General features: G+C 48.2%; 14 protein-coding genes. 6 read left to right on the forward strand and 8 right to left on the reverse strand.

The window, feature by feature from the left end:
* Window positions 1-78: 78 nt before the first annotated feature.
* The 7 genes from I8J31_RS13075 to nac all read right to left on the reverse strand — a co-directional run bounded on the left by I8J31_RS13075 (window position 79) and on the right by nac (window position 5,935).
* The gene (locus I8J31_RS13075) at window positions 79-846 is read right to left on the reverse strand and encodes a LamB/YcsF family protein (RefSeq protein ID WP_199469021.1); all 768 of its coding nucleotides are present in this window, start codon (window positions 844-846) and stop codon (window positions 79-81) included.
* Window positions 847-859: 13 nt separating this feature from the next.
* Window positions 860-1,303, reverse strand: coding sequence for a hypothetical protein (locus I8J31_RS13080; RefSeq protein ID WP_199469022.1), 444 nt, complete (start codon window positions 1,301-1,303; stop codon window positions 860-862).
* Entirely contained in the window at window positions 1,300-2,265 is a 966-nt protein-coding gene (locus tag I8J31_RS13085; RefSeq protein ID WP_199469023.1) for a 5-oxoprolinase subunit C family protein, read from the reverse strand. Before I8J31_RS13085 ends, I8J31_RS13080 begins: the two co-directional genes overlap by 4 nt.
* Window positions 2,262-2,930, reverse strand: a complete 669-nt coding sequence (pxpB, locus tag I8J31_RS13090; protein WP_199469024.1) for a 5-oxoprolinase subunit PxpB — start codon at window positions 2,928-2,930, stop codon at window positions 2,262-2,264. The genes I8J31_RS13085 and pxpB overlap by 4 nt, the downstream gene beginning before the upstream one ends.
* Window positions 2,927-4,291: an acetyl-CoA carboxylase biotin carboxylase subunit gene (accC, locus tag I8J31_RS13095; protein WP_199469025.1), complete on the reverse strand. Its 1,365-nt coding sequence runs from the start codon at window positions 4,289-4,291 to the stop codon at window positions 2,927-2,929. The genes pxpB and accC overlap by 4 nt, the downstream gene beginning before the upstream one ends.
* Window positions 4,292-4,295: 4 nt before the next feature.
* The gene (locus tag I8J31_RS13100) at window positions 4,296-4,820 is read right to left on the reverse strand and encodes an acetyl-CoA carboxylase biotin carboxyl carrier protein (protein ID WP_199469026.1); all 525 of its coding nucleotides are present in this window, start codon (window positions 4,818-4,820) and stop codon (window positions 4,296-4,298) included.
* Window positions 4,821-4,993: 173 nt separating this feature from the next.
* Entirely contained in the window at window positions 4,994-5,935 is a 942-nt protein-coding gene (gene nac, locus I8J31_RS13105) for a nitrogen assimilation transcriptional regulator NAC (protein ID WP_233402764.1), read from the reverse strand.
* A 341-nt stretch (window positions 5,936-6,276) separates the two neighbouring features.
* On the opposite strand from nac, the gene I8J31_RS13110 reads away from it, so the two are divergent.
* On the forward strand, window positions 6,277-7,485 hold the full coding sequence (locus tag I8J31_RS13110) for an aspartate transaminase (RefSeq protein ID WP_199469028.1): 1,209 nt from the start codon (window positions 6,277-6,279) through the stop codon (window positions 7,483-7,485).
* Window positions 7,486-7,522: 37 nt separating this feature from the next.
* Window positions 7,523-9,040 (forward strand): MFS transporter, encoded by a 1,518-nt coding sequence (locus I8J31_RS13115; protein WP_199469029.1) that lies wholly within the window; start codon window positions 7,523-7,525, stop codon window positions 9,038-9,040.
* A gap of 457 nt (window positions 9,041-9,497) precedes the next feature.
* On the opposite strand, the gene I8J31_RS13120 is transcribed toward I8J31_RS13115, so the two are convergent.
* Window positions 9,498-10,145 carry an antA/AntB antirepressor family protein gene (locus I8J31_RS13120; protein ID WP_199469030.1) on the reverse strand — a complete coding sequence of 216 codons (648 nt, stop codon included), beginning with the start codon at window positions 10,143-10,145 and terminating at the stop codon, window positions 9,498-9,500.
* A 446-nt stretch (window positions 10,146-10,591) separates the two neighbouring features.
* Here I8J31_RS13120 and fic point away from each other — a divergent pair, with 446 nt between their 5' ends.
* From fic to I8J31_RS13140, 4 genes are all read left to right on the forward strand, one after another.
* Window positions 10,592-11,212, forward strand: a complete 621-nt coding sequence (gene fic / locus I8J31_RS13125; RefSeq protein WP_199469031.1) for a protein adenylyltransferase Fic — start codon at window positions 10,592-10,594, stop codon at window positions 11,210-11,212.
* Between the two features lie 91 nt (window positions 11,213-11,303).
* Complete coding sequence (locus tag I8J31_RS13130) at window positions 11,304-13,787, forward strand: type I restriction-modification system subunit M (protein WP_199469032.1); 2,484 nt, start codon at window positions 11,304-11,306, stop codon at window positions 13,785-13,787.
* Window positions 13,784-15,100 (forward strand): restriction endonuclease subunit S, encoded by a 1,317-nt coding sequence (locus I8J31_RS13135; protein ID WP_199469033.1) that lies wholly within the window; start codon window positions 13,784-13,786, stop codon window positions 15,098-15,100. Before I8J31_RS13130 ends, I8J31_RS13135 begins: the two co-directional genes overlap by 4 nt.
* The gene (locus tag I8J31_RS13140) at window positions 15,090-16,559 is read left to right on the forward strand and encodes an ATP-binding protein (protein ID WP_199469034.1); all 1,470 of its coding nucleotides are present in this window, start codon (window positions 15,090-15,092) and stop codon (window positions 16,557-16,559) included. Before I8J31_RS13135 ends, I8J31_RS13140 begins: the two co-directional genes overlap by 11 nt.
* The last annotated feature ends 84 nt before the right edge of the window (window positions 16,560-16,643 follow it).

Here is a 16,643-nt window from a genome sequence, read left to right on the forward strand (position 1 = left end):
GGTAATCAACACGAATGAATAAGATGAATTGCGTGTCTAGCAATAAGAACACCTTATATTAAAATAAACGCTTTAAAATCAATTAACTAAAAGCGACAAAGGGGTAATCACACCGCCATTATCTTCAATATAGCGACGTATTTTTGCGGCCAAATTGACCGCACCATCTGTGTCACCATGCACCAAGATTGAACGCGCAGGCATGGCAATACGTTCACCGTCATAACAGGTCACCGTGCCGTCATTAAGCAACTGCTCAATGCGCTGCAAAACCTGTTTTTCATCCTTAATAACCGAGTTTGCTTTGGCCCGAGGCACCAGCAAACCGGACGCATCGTAAGCACGGTCGGCTAAAAATGTGGTTTCTACCCTGAGGCCATGGCGCTGAGCAGCGCTTTCTATCGCCACACTCGACGAAGAGCTAATAATCAAATCGGAATCGAACTTAGCCACCGTATTAATTAAGGCCTCGGCCAACTCGTTATCCGCCGCCACCTTATTGCCCAACGCCCCATGAAAACTCATATGAGTCAGTGTGTGACCTTCAGAACGGGCAAACCCAGCTAAAGCCCCCAACTGATAAGTCACCAAACTTTCCAGCTCGGCCAACGGCAATTCCATCTTGTTACGCCCAAATCCCTGCACGTCGGCAAAGCCCACATGGGCGCCCAAATCCACACCAGAAAATTTGGTTGATCTGACCGTATTACGCATAATCAATGGATCACCCGCATGAAACCCACACGCCACATTAGCCGAAGACAAAATCGGGATCAGCGCGTCATCATCGCCCATTTGATAAGGGCCAAAGCCTTCCCCTAAATCGGCATTTAAATCAATCTTCATTTATAAAAAGTCCTTAAGTTGCAGGCTGTAATTGAAAAAGCACGGTGCCATAGTCCACGGTTTCGCCGTCTGTTACGGATATGCCCGTCACCATGGCCTTCATCGGGGCACGGATCGGCCGTTGCAGTACACCAATATGAAGGATCGCTAATAACTCACCGGCTTCCACAGGTCGTGGATAAACTAACGGGCCATTGAGCAAATGAAACACGCCCACCGTTGGCGACAATATGGACTCGCTCCCCGTGTTCTTATTAAGACTCTGGCGGCTGGCTTTATCTCCAGATAAGCGGGTATGTTCAGTGTCTCTTGGGCAAATCCCCTGCCCGCCACGCTTCAGGTGAATAGCGCTTGATGGGGTTTCCAATTTCAATTGCGCCAACTCAGAATCGGCCAGCAATTGACTCAGTGTTGAAATGAACTCGGTATCCAGATGGAATGCGTTTTTATCCTTCATACAAAGATCTCCTGCAATGCTAGCATCTGCTTAATGTCATCCAGATAAGACTGGTTTTGCTGAGCCGCTAACCGAGCTTGCTCAAGGGACACCTCTTTAAACACCAGTTGCTTGCCTATCGCCGCCTGCCCCAAGCGCCACAGGTCGGCTTCAATCACGGTACCGAACTTAGGGTAACCGCCGGTCGGTTGTGCATCGCGAAGTTGAATAATAGGCTGCCCCCCCGGTGGAATTTGAATAACCCCTGGCACTATGCCGTGGGAAAGGGTCTCAAGGGGCTGTTCAGGTCGAATATCTGCCCCCTGCAAACGATAGCCATAACGGTTACTTTGTGGGGTGATCTTCCAAGCGGTACGCCAAAACAGGGCTTGTGTCTCGGCACGGTATGCGTCGTATTCCGCCGCCGGAATCACCCTTAACTCAATCTGGTTTTCCCTCTCAAGGGCCAAGGCAGACAAAGCAGAGGTAATACCAAAATCCAATCGGCGATCATTAAGGGCTGTGACCGCGTTTAACACATCGCCGGTTTGCAGCATTCGGCCTTCTAGACCGCCAAACTCACCACGCAATTGGGTGCTTCTTGACCCCAACACAACCGGCACATCTATTCCGCCGCCTAGGGCGAAATAAGCACGACAACCGGCTTTTGGGCGTTGAATACTAAGCAGCTGACCCGCTTTGGCTTGATAGGCCCAGCCAGTGGGCAAGACCCCGTTATCCAATGTCATGGTGCCTTCCACGCCCGCCACAGAAAAATCACAGTCCTGTATAAAGCGCACCTTGAAAGGAAACATAGGGATTTCGATGCAGGCTGAATTCTCAGCATTGCCCAGCATAAGATTGGCGGCGGCCAAAGACACTTGATCCATCGCCCCTGCCGTACCCACACCATAACGGCGTGAAGTTAAGCGGCCAATATCTTGCACCGTGCACAGGGCGGTTGAAGATATAATTTCTATCATTGGATGACCTCCTCGACACAAAAGCGAATATAGTCACCGGGCTTACATAAAGCAGGCGGCATTTTATTGACATCAAAAAACTGCATCTTGGTACGCCCTATCGTATTCCAACCACTGGGGCCTTGAGAGGCAGAAACCCCCGTTTGCACCCCCCCAATAGACACAGATCCCCCTGCCAGATCGGTGATCGGCACCTGCCTTCTGGGGGTCGCCAAACTCGGGTCCATATCCCCCAAGTAACAGAAACCCGGATGGCTGCCTAAGGCATAAACGGGATACAAGGGAGCCGTATGTCGGCGCACGATTTCTGCAATGGATAGCCCAGTATGCGCCACCACATCTTGCATATGTGGGCCATACTCAGGCCCGCCATAAATCACGGGCAAATCAATCACCTTGCCTTCTTTTTCTATGCCTTCCACCGCCTGCCATGCGTCTAATAATTGGGCTTTTAATCCCGCCATATCCTCCGGCAAGGTCGGATAAGTAATCATCAAGTTATTCATACCGGGAATGACCTCCAACACCGCTTCCCAGCCCTCGACCTGTTGCGCTAACCCCCAAATTTTTTGCTGGGTGTCAAACAACAAAGGGGCAGGCGCTTGCAATAAAACAGCGGAGGTTCCCAATAAACTAATCAAGGGTTGCTGGTCCTGTATCCTCATGCTTTTACCCCTCGATCCACAGACTCACTCAAGAGTTTTTCCAAATAATGAATATCGACGCTCTGCTCACAGATCGTTTGATCCTCTAACAAGCTTTGATGCAGCGGAATATTAGATAAAATGCCGCTTAACTGGGTTTCTCTTAGGGCCAAACGCATTTTCTCGATGGCTTCTTTGCGGTCTTTCCCGTGGGTAATGATTTTTGCCACCATGGAATCGTAATAGGGGGAAATCACCGCCCCACTATGAATGTGAGTATCCACCCGAACCCCTAAGCCTCCGGGTGCTTCCCAACCGCTAATCTGGCCCGGTGTCGGCACAAAAGAGTTCGGGTCTTCCGCATTGATTCGGCATTCCAAAGCATGACCAACACAAACCACGTCGGCTTGCTCAAAGGGGATTTTTTCCCCTTGGGCGATTTGAATTTGCAACTGCACAATATCAATGCCCGTGGTGATCTCCGTCACTGGATGCTCCACCTGAATACGCGTATTCATTTCGATAAAATAGAACTCTTCGTCCTCATAAAGAAACTCAAAAGTGCCCGCCCCTTGATAACCAATCGCCCTGCAAGCTTGCGCACAACGCTCACCAACCGCCGTCAACAACTGGCTATCCACATTGGGGGCTGGGGCTTCTTCCAACACTTTTTGATGACGTCGTTGTAAAGAACAATCTCGGCTGCCCAGCCAAATGGCCTTGCCATGGGAGTCGCTCACCACTTGAATTTCTATGTGCCTTGGGTGCTGTAAAAACTTCTCTAGATACACCTCTGAATTACCAAAGGTTTTACGGGCTTCTTCTTGGGTTAGCTTGACCGCCGCGATCAATTCGCTGGGCGCATGCACAATGCGCATGCCCCGGCCGCCACCGCCCGCCGCGGCTTTAATGATGACAGGGAAGCCGATTTCTTCAGCCATGGCCTGTAAACTGGATGCATCTGTGCCGAGGGCTTCTTTCGAGCCGGGCACACAGGGAACCTGACTCGCCAGCATGGCATTGCGTGCGGCAATCTTGTCCCCCATGACACGAATATTGTCTGCCGAAGGGCCAATAAAAATCAGCCCAGCTTGCACCACTCGCTCGGCGAAGGCGGCGTTTTCCGACAAAAAACCGTAACCGGGGTGAACCGCCTGGGCACCAGACACCTTAGCCACAAACAGCAAAGCCGCTTGATTCATATAACTCTTGCTCGAATTCGCCGGGCCGATGCAATAAGCTTCGTCTGCTAGTGTCACATAGCTGGCATCCTTATCCGCTGTCGAATACACCACCACGGTTTGCAAGCTTAACGCCTTACAAGCACGTAAAATCCTTAGGGCAATTTCCCCTCGATTGGCTATTAGCACCTTGCTAAACATAGGATTACCTTTCTTCATCAATCAAAAATAAGCTTTGACCGGATGCCACTTCGTCACCGGATTGAACACAGATTTCACGCACCTTGCCCGCCACTTCCGCTTGAATGGGATGAAACATCTTCATCGCTTCCAGCAAGCACAAGGTTTGCCCCGTGGTGACCGAATCCCCCACAGAGACATAGGCGTTTTCTCCCTCTGAAGGCGATAAATACACCACCCCATGCAAGGGCGATTGCACCTCTTCACAAAAAGGCAACCCAGAAGAAAGTGCAGGAGAAAGAGCGGAAGAGAGGTCAGAATCGGCTGTCGTTTCAAGCCCCCTTGATGGGCTAATATCTTGATTTATTGTGCCAATATTTTCATTGAAAGTAGCCACAGACACAGGCCCATTAGGCAAGGATGAAGCCCCACTTACCCCATTAGCCGTGCGGCTTAAGGTCAAACTCGCTTCACCTTCACGGTAAATGAGCTCTTCTAAATCCGATGAGCTCATAAGTTCTACTAATGACTTTATTTTTTGAGGATCCATAGTCGTGCTTCCAGTCGCTAAAACAAGTTAACAACTACTCTAAACACCTAGTTTGGTTATGACTAAGAGGGTTTTTGATTGGTGAGATAAGAGACTCTTATGGTTAACAAAATCCCCGACCGAAGGGGGCGTGTTCACTGATTTACGCCCCCTAGGGGAATAACTCGCTGCCATTAAGCAAGGGCCATATTCTGAGTTTTCTCTTCTGATAACGCAGGCTTGGGCAATAATTCTGCCACCAATTCCAGCAAGATATCCTTTACCGCTTGCGCAGGAATAGACAGAGGCAAGTGATCCGATAGACACAGGGCAAGCGGAGCCTCCACAATGGGCGAGACGATTCGATACAGCTTGGCCTCTGTCTGTTTAGACAAGGCCATGGCCGCTGACTTGGGCAAAATAGTCACCCCAAGATCGTTCTCAATGGCCGCCGATAAGGTGGTGCTGGATTCGATTTCCGCGATCACATTAAGCGTCACGCCAATGCCCAAGCAGGCCTCATCAACCAACTTACGCACCACATTGTATGTTCTTGGCATCAACAAATCCCACTGGGCAATGTCCTTAAGGGAAACATCGACACTGGGTAAATCACGCTTTGGAGAACTCACCAAATACAAAGGTTCCTTGGCTAGGGGTTCAAAGCTCAGACCATGAATGACCTTATCGCCGTACAACACCCCCATGTCCATGCGGCCACTCATAATCAACTCGCTCAAGGTGGTGCCGAAGTTTTCATTTAGATACAGGACAATGCCCGGATGCTGCTCTCTTACCCGCTTTAATAACGGCCAAGACAAGGTAGAAGCCGCCGTGCCCGGTGCCAAGCCAACAGACACCTTACCCGTTAGCGCCTTACTCGAAGCCAGCACATCGCCCATGGCTTGCTCACACTGGCGTAAAATCACCTGCGCATGGGCATAGAGAATCTTCCCCGCTTCCGTCGGTGTGACCCCGCGCTTGGTACGAATCAACAATTGCTGCTTTAATTCGCCTTCCAAGGTCGCCAACTGCTGGCTCAATGCCGGCTGCGCAATAAACAACACCTCTGCCGCCTGTGTCAGGCTGCCGATATCTACGATTTTCACAAAGTACTTCAGTCGAGTCAGGTTCATTTCTCTTAGCCTATGGTTTGTCACCCCAGATGACAGCGAGTAGGCATAATTCGTACCAAGGCGCCAAACCAGCCCCAAAAACGGCCGACAATAAGCGCCATTCCACAAGGGCCAAGTATCAGAGGGAATCTAAAGACCATAAGAAAAAATGATCTTAACTTTCAAAAGAAACCAAAACCGCACCAAAAATGATCAATGCCCGCATAAAATCACGCTTTTTTGGACAAATCTCACCAACACATAAGGCTTACTTATATAACCAGAACAAAGACCTTTTGGTCTTCCGCGCCCATCATGGCTAATGTTGCCCCATACAGTAGTCATTTAAATGGTGGTCCCCCATGCACAAGCAAAGAATTGCATCCCGCGTAGCCAATATAAAACCGTCCCCGAGCAGCAGTGCCGCGGACCGAGCCAATGAACTGCGCCGACAGGGCCAAGACATTATCAGCCTAGTAGTAGGAGAACCCGACTTCGACACGCCACCCCATATTGGCGAAGCCGCTTGGCAAGCCATTCAACGGGGGGAAACCCGCTACACCGCCAACAGCGGCAGCCTCGCCATGCAGCAAGCCATTACAGGCAAGCTAGAAAGAGAAAACGCCCTGCATTACCAAGAAAACGAAATTGTCGTCACCAATGGCGCGAAATCGGCCATCTTCACCGCTTTTTTAGCCACCATAGAAGCCGGGGACGAAGTGATTATTCCCGCACCCTACTGGGTGTCTTACCCAGACATGGTGATTGCCTGTGAAGGCACACCAGTGATTGCACAATGTACCGAGGCGGAAGGCTTCAAACTCACACCAGAGCGCCTGCGTTCCGTACTGACAGAAAAAAGCCGCTGGTTGGTCATCAACTCCCCCAGCAACCCAACTGGGGCCAGCTATAACCACGACGATTATGTCGCTTTGGCCGAGGTCTTGGCCGACTACCCAGACCTGCTCATCATGACCGACGACATTTACGAACACATACGTTACGACGATCAAGACAACGTGCACTTGCTGAATGCCGCGCCACAACTCAAAGGCCAAACCCTAATAATTAACGGCGTTTCCAAAACCTATGCCATGACAGGGTGGCGCATTGGCTTTGCCGCTGGGCCATTTTATCTGATCGATGCCTTGCAAAAACTTCAGTCACAATCGGCTGGCAACGCCTGTTCTGTCAGCCAAGCCGCCGCCATTGAAGCCTACAATGGTGATCAATCCTTTGTGAAACAAAGCCAAGCGGTTTACCAAAGCCGCCGCAACAACACCTTGGCGAAAATCAACCAGATTGACGGCCTGCATTGCTCGCCACCGGATGGGGCCTTTTACCTCTATGTTGGCTGCGAAAAACTCATCGGCTTACAAACCGAACAGGGTCACACCCTAAACACAGACACAGATGTGGTGCTCTACCTACTGGAAACCGCCAACGTCGCCACGGTCGCAGGCAGTGCTTACGGTTTATCGCCCTACTTTCGCATGTCGATAGCCACCTCCCAAAACCTCTTGGATGACGCCTGTGAACGCATCGCTCTGGCCCTTGCAAAACTAAAATAAGACCAAGCCCCATGGATCTGATGAGACAAAAAACACGATGGGCCTAGAGCAAGCGCCAAACAAGCTGTCTACCAAACAGGCCATTTTAGCCATGGTCGGCATCTCTTCTGGTCTGATGCTGTCCGCCTTAGACCAGACCGTAATAGGCAATGCGCTGCCCAGTATTGTCGCCGATCTGGATGGTTTTGATCTCTATGCTTGGGTGGCTACCGGCTACCTATTAATGTCCATCGTGACCATACCTATTTTTGGCCGACTGGGGGATTATTATGGCCGTAAGCCCTTTATTGTGGTGGCGTGCGCTGTGTTTACTCTGGCCTCTTTTGCCTGTGCTTTAGCCGGAAACATCTATGTACTAGTGATTGCCAGAGCCCTGCAAGGGCTGGGTGGTGGGATGCTGATTGGGACCGCCTTTGCCAGCATTCCCGATTTATTTCCCGACAATAAGGAACGCCTAAAATGGCAGATTTTTCTAAGCTCCGCCTTCAGTATTGTTAACGCACTCGGGGCGCCATTGGGCGGTTTTCTGACCGATGCTTTTGGCTGGCGTTCCATCTTTTACCTAAACATCCCCCTAGGTTGCTTAGCCGTTTTTTGTGCGTGGCAATACATTCCGTGGGTACGACACACGAAAAGCCGTGATGTGTCGCTGGATTGGTTGGGCGCCTTGCTGATCGCCTTGGCACTCGCTTCTTTTCAACTCTTTATCGAACAAGTGCCAAAAAGTGGCTTGAGCCCCTTGGTTATCTTATTGGCCTGTGTGCTGCTCACGGCCACTGTGTGCTTGGTCTATCGAGAGCGCCGCATTCCCCACCCATTGCTGCCCCCGGCCCTGTTTGTAGCGGGAAGCGTCCGCACTCTTTTTGTCTTGTCTATGTTGGCAGGCTCGGTGATGTTTTCCTTGCTCTACTATACGCCGCTGATGTTCCAAGGGGCGTTGGGCTATTCGTCACAACAAGCTGGCATACTCATCACCCCTATGGTGCTCAGCATTACCCTAGGGGCCATTATCAACAGCAAGGTAATTCGCCATTTACACAACCCAAACTGGTTACCTAGAGGCGGTTTCTTACTGCTCGCCATCGCCTGCTTTGGCCTTGCCTTTAGCGATTTGAACACTGGCTTTTACCTGCTGCTATTTTTCATGCTGTTAGCCGGTTGTGGGTTAGGTTTCACCCTGATCAATCTCACACTTTTTACACAAAACTCGGTCGAGAAAAACCACCTAGGCATCGCCACTGCCTTACTGCAATCCCTACGGCTGGTCGGCGGCATGTTAGGCACCGCCATCACAGGGTCTTTTATCCACTTCCTCTACCACCAAACGCTAGAAAAAGCCCTCATCAACACAGGTGAACGGGCCTATTTAACCGAGTTAAGCGACCCCAACATACTGCTACAAGCCAAGCAACTGGCCCCCAGCAAACTGCCCCTAGAAACAGCGCAACAAGCCCTTTTAGATGCCTTAAACCTAGGCTGGCTAGCCCTCGCCGTTATCTCCCTCATCGCCCTTTGTGTACTGTGGAGAGTCAAACCCATTATTTTATTCAAATAAGAGCCTTTTCGATTAACCCCCCCTTTTTTCTGTGTTTTTTTCGAACTGGCTTCACACCTTCCCTAGTCTTTTAAAACTCGCCAAGCCCCCTTCTTTTTGGAGCCAATATAGTCAAGCTTGCCTTCTTTCTACCCGCGTTTTTACCTTCATTTCTACCCGCATTTCTACCCGCGTTTTTACCTTCATAAGAGGATGAGAGTCGGCTTATTAGAAAAAACCTGAACGGGCCACCATCGCCTTATTACGCATAGCAGAACAACACCCTGAAATATTCAGCGAATTAAGATAGGATCAAAAAATGGCCTTCACTGAGAAAGGCCATTTCCGCACTTTTGTCCCATCACGAAAACCGCTGCCTAATCCTCCATAAACTGGCTGTTGGCGTAGGCTTTTATCTTACTTTAATAGGGCAATGTGCTGCTCAAACCAGCTTGATAGGAAAGCAGCTCGATAACGCCTAACCATCCATAAACTGGCTATTGGCGTAGGTTTTTAAGTTGGCGATGTGCTGCTCAAACCAACTCGATAACGCCTTTAGGGCCTCTATGTTGTCTTGGTACAGGCGCATGGTCTCGATGATTTTACTCACTTCGTGCATGGGCAGTGCCATGCCATTTTCGTTGAGCCCCATGGTTTTCAGCGCTTTGCTGGCGTGGCGGTATTCTTCCACATCAGTAGGTTTAACACGCGGTGCCACAGGCACAGGAGTCGTTTGATGAAACACCTGCCTCACTTCGGGTAGGCAATGGCCTTTCACCGGAATCGGGCGATTTTGTGGTGTGTCGCAGCCGCGAAGGTAGTCACCCGCTTGCTGGGCGAGGTAACCCTCTTCTTCCATTGCCATTTCATAGGCCATGTCCAAACGAATGAAATAATCCACCGTTGGCTGCACGGCATTTTGGGTTTCTGGCGTCGGGCGGATCAGATTCTTCACCAAGATAAAATCTTCCCCTATGGTGAAGCTCAGCTTGATACGGCTAGAGTCTACCCAGTGGAAAAAGTCTTGGTCTAATTGCAGAAAGGTATAAAGGTCACGGGCGCTCACCGTGTCGGCGGGTTGTCCATTTAACAGACAGGTATAAAGTGGAATCCATTGATTAGCCATACTAGGCCTCCTGTGGTCTGAGTTTTGACCATCCTTTGAGGTGGTATGCTCAAAAGGGTGGTGGGTCTAAGTCAGGATACCACTACCGTCCACAGGAACAGCCTAGCCGAAACTAGCCCGAGCAAAGACCCACCATAACAGGTGAGACTCCGGCCATAAAAAAACACGCGGTGCGTGTTTTAGGCCGCTGTGGAAAGACGGGGTGGTATACCCGACACTGGATTTTGCCAGTGCAAGGCAAATGCTAGAGCAAAACAGGGAAAGGGTCAATCAAGGAAAAGTGGTAATGGGCTTATTCGCTAACCGAAGAAAATGAGTTTGCGGTGATGGCATTATTTTTAAGGGTCTTGAGCTCTTTTCTCGCTTTTAAGGTAAAATAGTTCACCATTAACAGCGGCTTAAAAATGAAAAACAAATAGTAAAAATGCGCAAACTGGGGATTCAACATGCTATTGGACAATAAGCTCAATCTCACTGACCAAATAGAACTGGCGAAAGCAGAAGAAAAACTCAGCAAGCAAAAAGCCAAACAACTGTTTGACTCCAATGACATAGAAAAAGCCGAGGTCGGTACCTTTAAAGGGTTAGCTTATATCCACGCCTATTTGTTTGACGATGTTTATCACTTTGCTGGCAAAATTCGTGAGGTCAACATCGCTAAGGGGGCTGATTCTGAAAAGGTAAGCCGCTTTGCCCCGTTTATGTATCTAGATCCTTCGCTCAAACATATAGACGCCATGCCCCAAGGTACTGTGGACGAGATCATCGAAAAATACGTCGAAATGAACATCGCCCACCCATTCCGCGAAGGCAATGGCCGCGCCACACGAATCTGGCTTGACCTGATACTCAAAAACCAAGTCAAACAGGTTATAGACTGGAATGCAGTCGATAAAGACGACTACCTCTCAGCCATGCAACGCAGCGTCGTCAAAGACATCGAAATTAAAGTACTGCTCAAAGAAGCGCTAACCGATAAAATCCACGACCGTGCGGTCTTTATGAAAGGCATAGACGTAAGCTACTACTACGAAGGCTACAGCGAATTTAAAACCGAAGAGCTGTAAAAGCCTTAAACATCCACGCAAGTGGCAATACAACATCATAATATTTTAAAGGGTTCTGACCCTTTTTTTGAAATAAAAGAGACTCCTTCACATGGCCATTAAAAAAACCGAACTCTACTCCTCTCTTTGGGCAAGTTGTGACGAATTACGCGGCGGTATGGATGCCAGCCAATACAAAGATTACGTACTCACCATGTTGTTTATGAAATACGTGTCCGACAAATACAAAGGCGACCCATATGGTATGATCACCATACCAACCGGAGCCAGCTTTGATGACATGGTGGCCTTAAAAAATCATAAAGCCATTGGCGATGAAATAAACAAAATCATTGCGGCCTTGGCGGAAGAAAACAAATTGAAAGGCGTGATCGATGTTGCCGACTTTAACGATGAAGATAAACTAGGCAAGGACAAAGAAAAGGTAGACCGACTCACCAAATTGGTGGGCATCTTCCAAGGCTTGGATTTATCGGACAACCGTGCCGAAGGAGACGACCTACTGGGGGACGCCTATGAATATTTAATGCGTCACTTTGCCACTGAATCGGGTAAATCTAAAGGGCAGTTTTATACACCATCCGAAGTGTCTCAGATTCTGGCCAAAGTCGTCGGCATCGAACACGATACACCACAAGATGCCACGGTTTACGACCCAACCTGCGGTTCTGGCTCGCTGCTATTAAAAGCCAGTAATGAAGCGCCACGAGGTTTATCCATCTATGGGCAAGAGATGGACAATGCCACCAGCGCCTTGGGCCGCATGAACATGATCTTGCACAACAATATCACCGCCAAGATAGTGCAAGGCAACACCCTGTCTTCTCCCGAATGGAAAGACGCGCCAAACAAGTTAAAAACCTTTGATTTTGCCGTAGCCAACCCGCCCTTTTCTAACAAAAACTGGACCAGTGGTTTAGACCCAAAATCCGACCTATACAAGCGTTTTGCTTGGGGCGTACCACCGGAGAAAAACGGCGATTACACCTTTTTACTGCACATCATTACCAGCTTAAAAAGCACCGGCAAAGGCGCGGTCATCTTGCCCCACGGCGTGTTGTTCCGTGGCAATGCCGAAGCCAACATCCGCCAGAACTTGATCCAACAGGGTTATATAAAAGGCATTATCGGCTTACCTGCCAACCTGTTTTACGGCACTGGCATTCCAGCCTGCATTATTGTGATTGATAAAGAACACGCACAAAAATCGGCCCTCTCTGACGATGGTAAGATGAAAGGCCGCTCTATCTTTATGATCGACGCCAGCAAGGGTTTTATCAAAGATGGCAACAAAAACCGCCTGCGCAGCCAAGACATTCACAAAGTGGTCGATGTGTTTAACAAAGGCTTAGAAGTTGAGCGTTTTAGCCGCTTAATCAGCATTGAAGAAATCGCTAAGAACGATTACAACCTCAACATTCCCCGTTATATTGATTCCAGTGAACCTGAAGATTTACACGATTTAAGTGCTCACTTACAAGGTGGCATTCCTAACCGTGACATCGATGCCCTAGAAAACTTTTGGCAGGTTTTCCCAAACATTCGTGCGACGTTATTTACTGAAAATAAAGGGCAAGCTGCACGGGAAGGCTACAGCCATGCATTAATCGAAGCCAGCAAGGTAAAAAACACTATTCTGGCACACCCAGAATTTAAAGACTTTGCCTCACGCAGTTTATTGCCTTTCAAAGCCTGGGTTCACGATGCAGCGTTAAGCGACATCGCCCTTGGCGACAAGCCAAAAGAGCTTATCCAGCGTATTTCTGAACAATTGCTTAGCCGTTACACCCATAGCGAATTATTGAGCAAATACGACATTTACCAGATCCTCATGGATTACTGGGCCGATACCCTACAAGACGATGTGTATGTGCTGACCCAAGACGGTTGGCAAGCGGGCAATACCGTGCGTGAACTGGTGGTGGCTAAGGGAGAAAAACTGAAAGAAACACCCGACTTCACTATCAATAAGCAAAAATACAAAGCGGAGCTTATTCCCCCAAACCTAATCATCGCCCGCTATTTTGCTAGCGAACAAGCAGCCATTAACCAGCTGCAAGCCCAACAAGATGCCGCCACCCAAGCCTTAGACAATTACCTTGAAGAACACACCTCATCAGGCTCTGGCAGTACCGAAGAAGGCTTATTAGCCGATGCGTTAAACGACAAAGACAAGATCACCAAAGCCAGCGTAGCGGCCCGTTTAAAACTGACCACAAATGCAGACGAAATAACCGCCCTAAAACAAGTAACCAAGTTATTTAATGCCGATGCCGCCTGCAAAAAAGCGGTGAAAGGCGCCACGGAAAAGCTCGATCTTAAGGTACTGAACCACTACCCAACATTAAGCTTGGACGACGTGAAAAGCTTGATCGTGCAAGACAAATGGTTAGCCACCTTGCAAGCCAACATCATTGCGGAAATCGAGCGCGTTACCCAACAAATGGCCAACCGGGTAAAAGAACTGGAAGAACGTTACAGCGCACCATTACCCACACTGACTCAATCCGTTGATGACTTAAGCGGTAAAGTGGCAGATCACCTAAAAGCCATGGGCTTGGAGTGGACGGTATGAGCCAAACTATAAAATCAGGGTATAAACAGACAGAGGTGGGCGTGATACCTGAGGATTGGGATATACCTACACTTGGTACTTTCGTTCAATCTTTAGAGGCAGGAATCAGCGTAAACTCAGTAAATGAAATTAGCGCTTTTTCCCATGAAAAACACATACTCAAAACCTCATGCGTATCTAAAGGCTATTTTTACCCAAATGAAGCAAAATCAATAGTGCCAATTGATATTACTAGAGCTAAAACAACTCCTCAAAATGGTTCTATTATTATAAGTAGAATGAATACTCCTGACTTAGTCGGAGAGCTTGGGTTTGTGGGAAATAGTTTCCCAAACTTATTTCTACCCGATCGACTTTGGCAGATGCAATTTCGTTCAAATATAAAAACTAATACTAGATGGTTAGCATATGTTTTAAGCTCTAAGCCAATCTCAAAAAAAATTAAAGAATCGGCAACTGGTACTAGCAATAGTATGAAGAATATTTCTAAAGGCTCTTTATTATCCATTACATTCCCATCTCCAAGCTTTACAGAACAAACCGCCATTGCCAATGCCTTGTCGGATATGGATGCCTTACTCAGTGAATTAGAAAAGCTTATCGCTAAAAAACAAGCCATTAAAACCGCCGCCATGCAGCAATTGCTGACAGGCAAAACCCGCCTACCTGAGTTTGCGACTTACACCGAAGACACACCTGAAGGTAAGAAGAAAGGCCAGCCCAAAGTCATGAAAACCAGTGAATTAGGCGAGATACCAGAGGATTGGGAAGTAATCGAGCTTGGTGACAAAACAATTTTTGTTGGTTCAGGCAAAACTTCAACAAAAGAAAAAGGCGACTTCCCGCTTTACGGTTCCACTGGTCAAATAGGCACATGTAAAAACAGGGACTACAAAGGTGATTCATTGCTTATTGCTAGGGTTGGTGCGAATGCAGGCACTCTTAATTTTGTTAGTGGAAACTATGGTGTATCCGATAACACCATAATTATTAAATTACAGAAAGACGAAGATATTTCCTTCTATAAATATCTGCTTATTCGAAAAAATTTGAATTCTCTTGTATTTGGTTCAGGGCAGCCTCTAATTACAGGCTCACAATTAAAAAGTTTAAAAGTTGTTTACCCCAAACAAGAAGAACAAACCGCCATCGCCACTATCCTTTCAGATATGGATGACGAAATCCAAGCCTTAGAGCAACGTTTACACAAAACCCGCCAGATCAAACAAGGCATGATGCAGGAATTGCTCACGGGCAAAACCCGTTTACCCTTTGATCAAACCAAACAACAAGGAGAAGCCCATGCCGATTGAGCAAAGCCTTGAACAGTTACAGGCGCTATTGCGTGAGTTATGCCGCTTACCCAGTGAAACCGAATGGGTCGAGTTTAAACATAATAATGACGATGCTCCCATGATTGGTGAATACATCTCAGCGCTAGCCAATTCGGCGGCCTTGTTGGGTAAGCAATCTGGCTATTTAGTATGGGGCGTCGATGATGGCACTCAGGAGGTCATAGGCACAACATTTACCCCAGCGACAACACGCTATAAACAGCAAGAGTTAGAAAGTTGGCTATTGCAAAAAACCACACCGAAAATTCATTTCCAGTTTTATGCCTTTAACAGCACCAACCAAATGCCTGTGGTCGTTTTAGAAGTGCAAGCGGCAAGCCATACGCCGGTACAATTCGACGGCGTGGAATACATTCGTGTCGGTTCCTACAAAAAGAAACTGCGCGAATTTGCGGAAAAAGAACGTGCTTTATGGCGAGTCTTTGATAAAACCCCGTTTGAGCAGCAAGCCGCGACAGAAAACACTAGCGTAGAACACGTATTACAGTTGCTCGATTATCCCGCGTATTTTGATTTAACCCAGCAACCGCTCCCAGAAGGTCGTGATGGCATTTTAGCCGCATTACAAGCCGATAAACTGATCAGTAAAACCGTTAGCGGGCTTTGGCAGATCTCCAATTTAGGGGCCATTTTATTCGCTAAAAAACTGCAAAATTTTCAGCATCTTAACCGTAAAGCCGTGCGCCTTATTTTATACCGAGGTAGTAGCCGAGTCGAAACCATACGCGAGCTAGAAGACCACAAAGGCTATGCCGTCGGGTTTGAAGGACTCATCGATTATATTAAAACCTTGTTACCCGCTAACGAGGAGATAGGCAAAGCCTTCCGAAAAGAAGTGCCTATGTACCCAGAACTGGCCATTCGTGAACTGGTGGCCAATGCCATTATTCATCAGGATTTTTCCCTTTCTGGCACAGGGCCAATGATTGAGCTGTTTGATAGCCGGATGGAAATCACCAATCCCGGAACTCCGCTGGTGGATGCAGATCGTTTTATTGATTCGCCCCCGCAAAGTCGCAATGAAATGCTGGCCTCGTTTATGCGTCGCATTAATATTTGTGAAGAACGGGGGACAGGGATCGATAAGGTCATTTCTCAGACAGAACTTTATCAGCTTCCCGCCCCTCTTTTTGAAGTCACCGACAGGCATACTCGTACGGTTTTGTTTGGTCATAGGGTGTTTGCCGATATGGACAAGGAAGACAGAATGCGCGCTTGCTATCAGCACTGTTGCCTGCGTTATGTGAATCGTGAACATATGAACAATGCGTCACTAAGAGAACGCTTTGGTATTGAAGGAAAAAACAGCGCTATGGTCAGCCGGGTGATAAAAGACACAGTTAATGCCAAGCTCATTAGAGCCTACGATGCCGAAGCAGGCACCAAGGCCATGCGCTATGTTCCACACTGGTGTTAATTTGCTTGACCCTTGCTTGACTGAGCCATGTAATTTAACCGTGTGACACGGGTACGATAGGATTAATCTATTGTTATTTAATGA

The organism is Marinomonas transparens (assembly GCF_016463975.1).
GTDB classification, from domain to species: Bacteria; Pseudomonadota; Gammaproteobacteria; order Pseudomonadales; family Marinomonadaceae; genus Marinomonas; species Marinomonas transparens.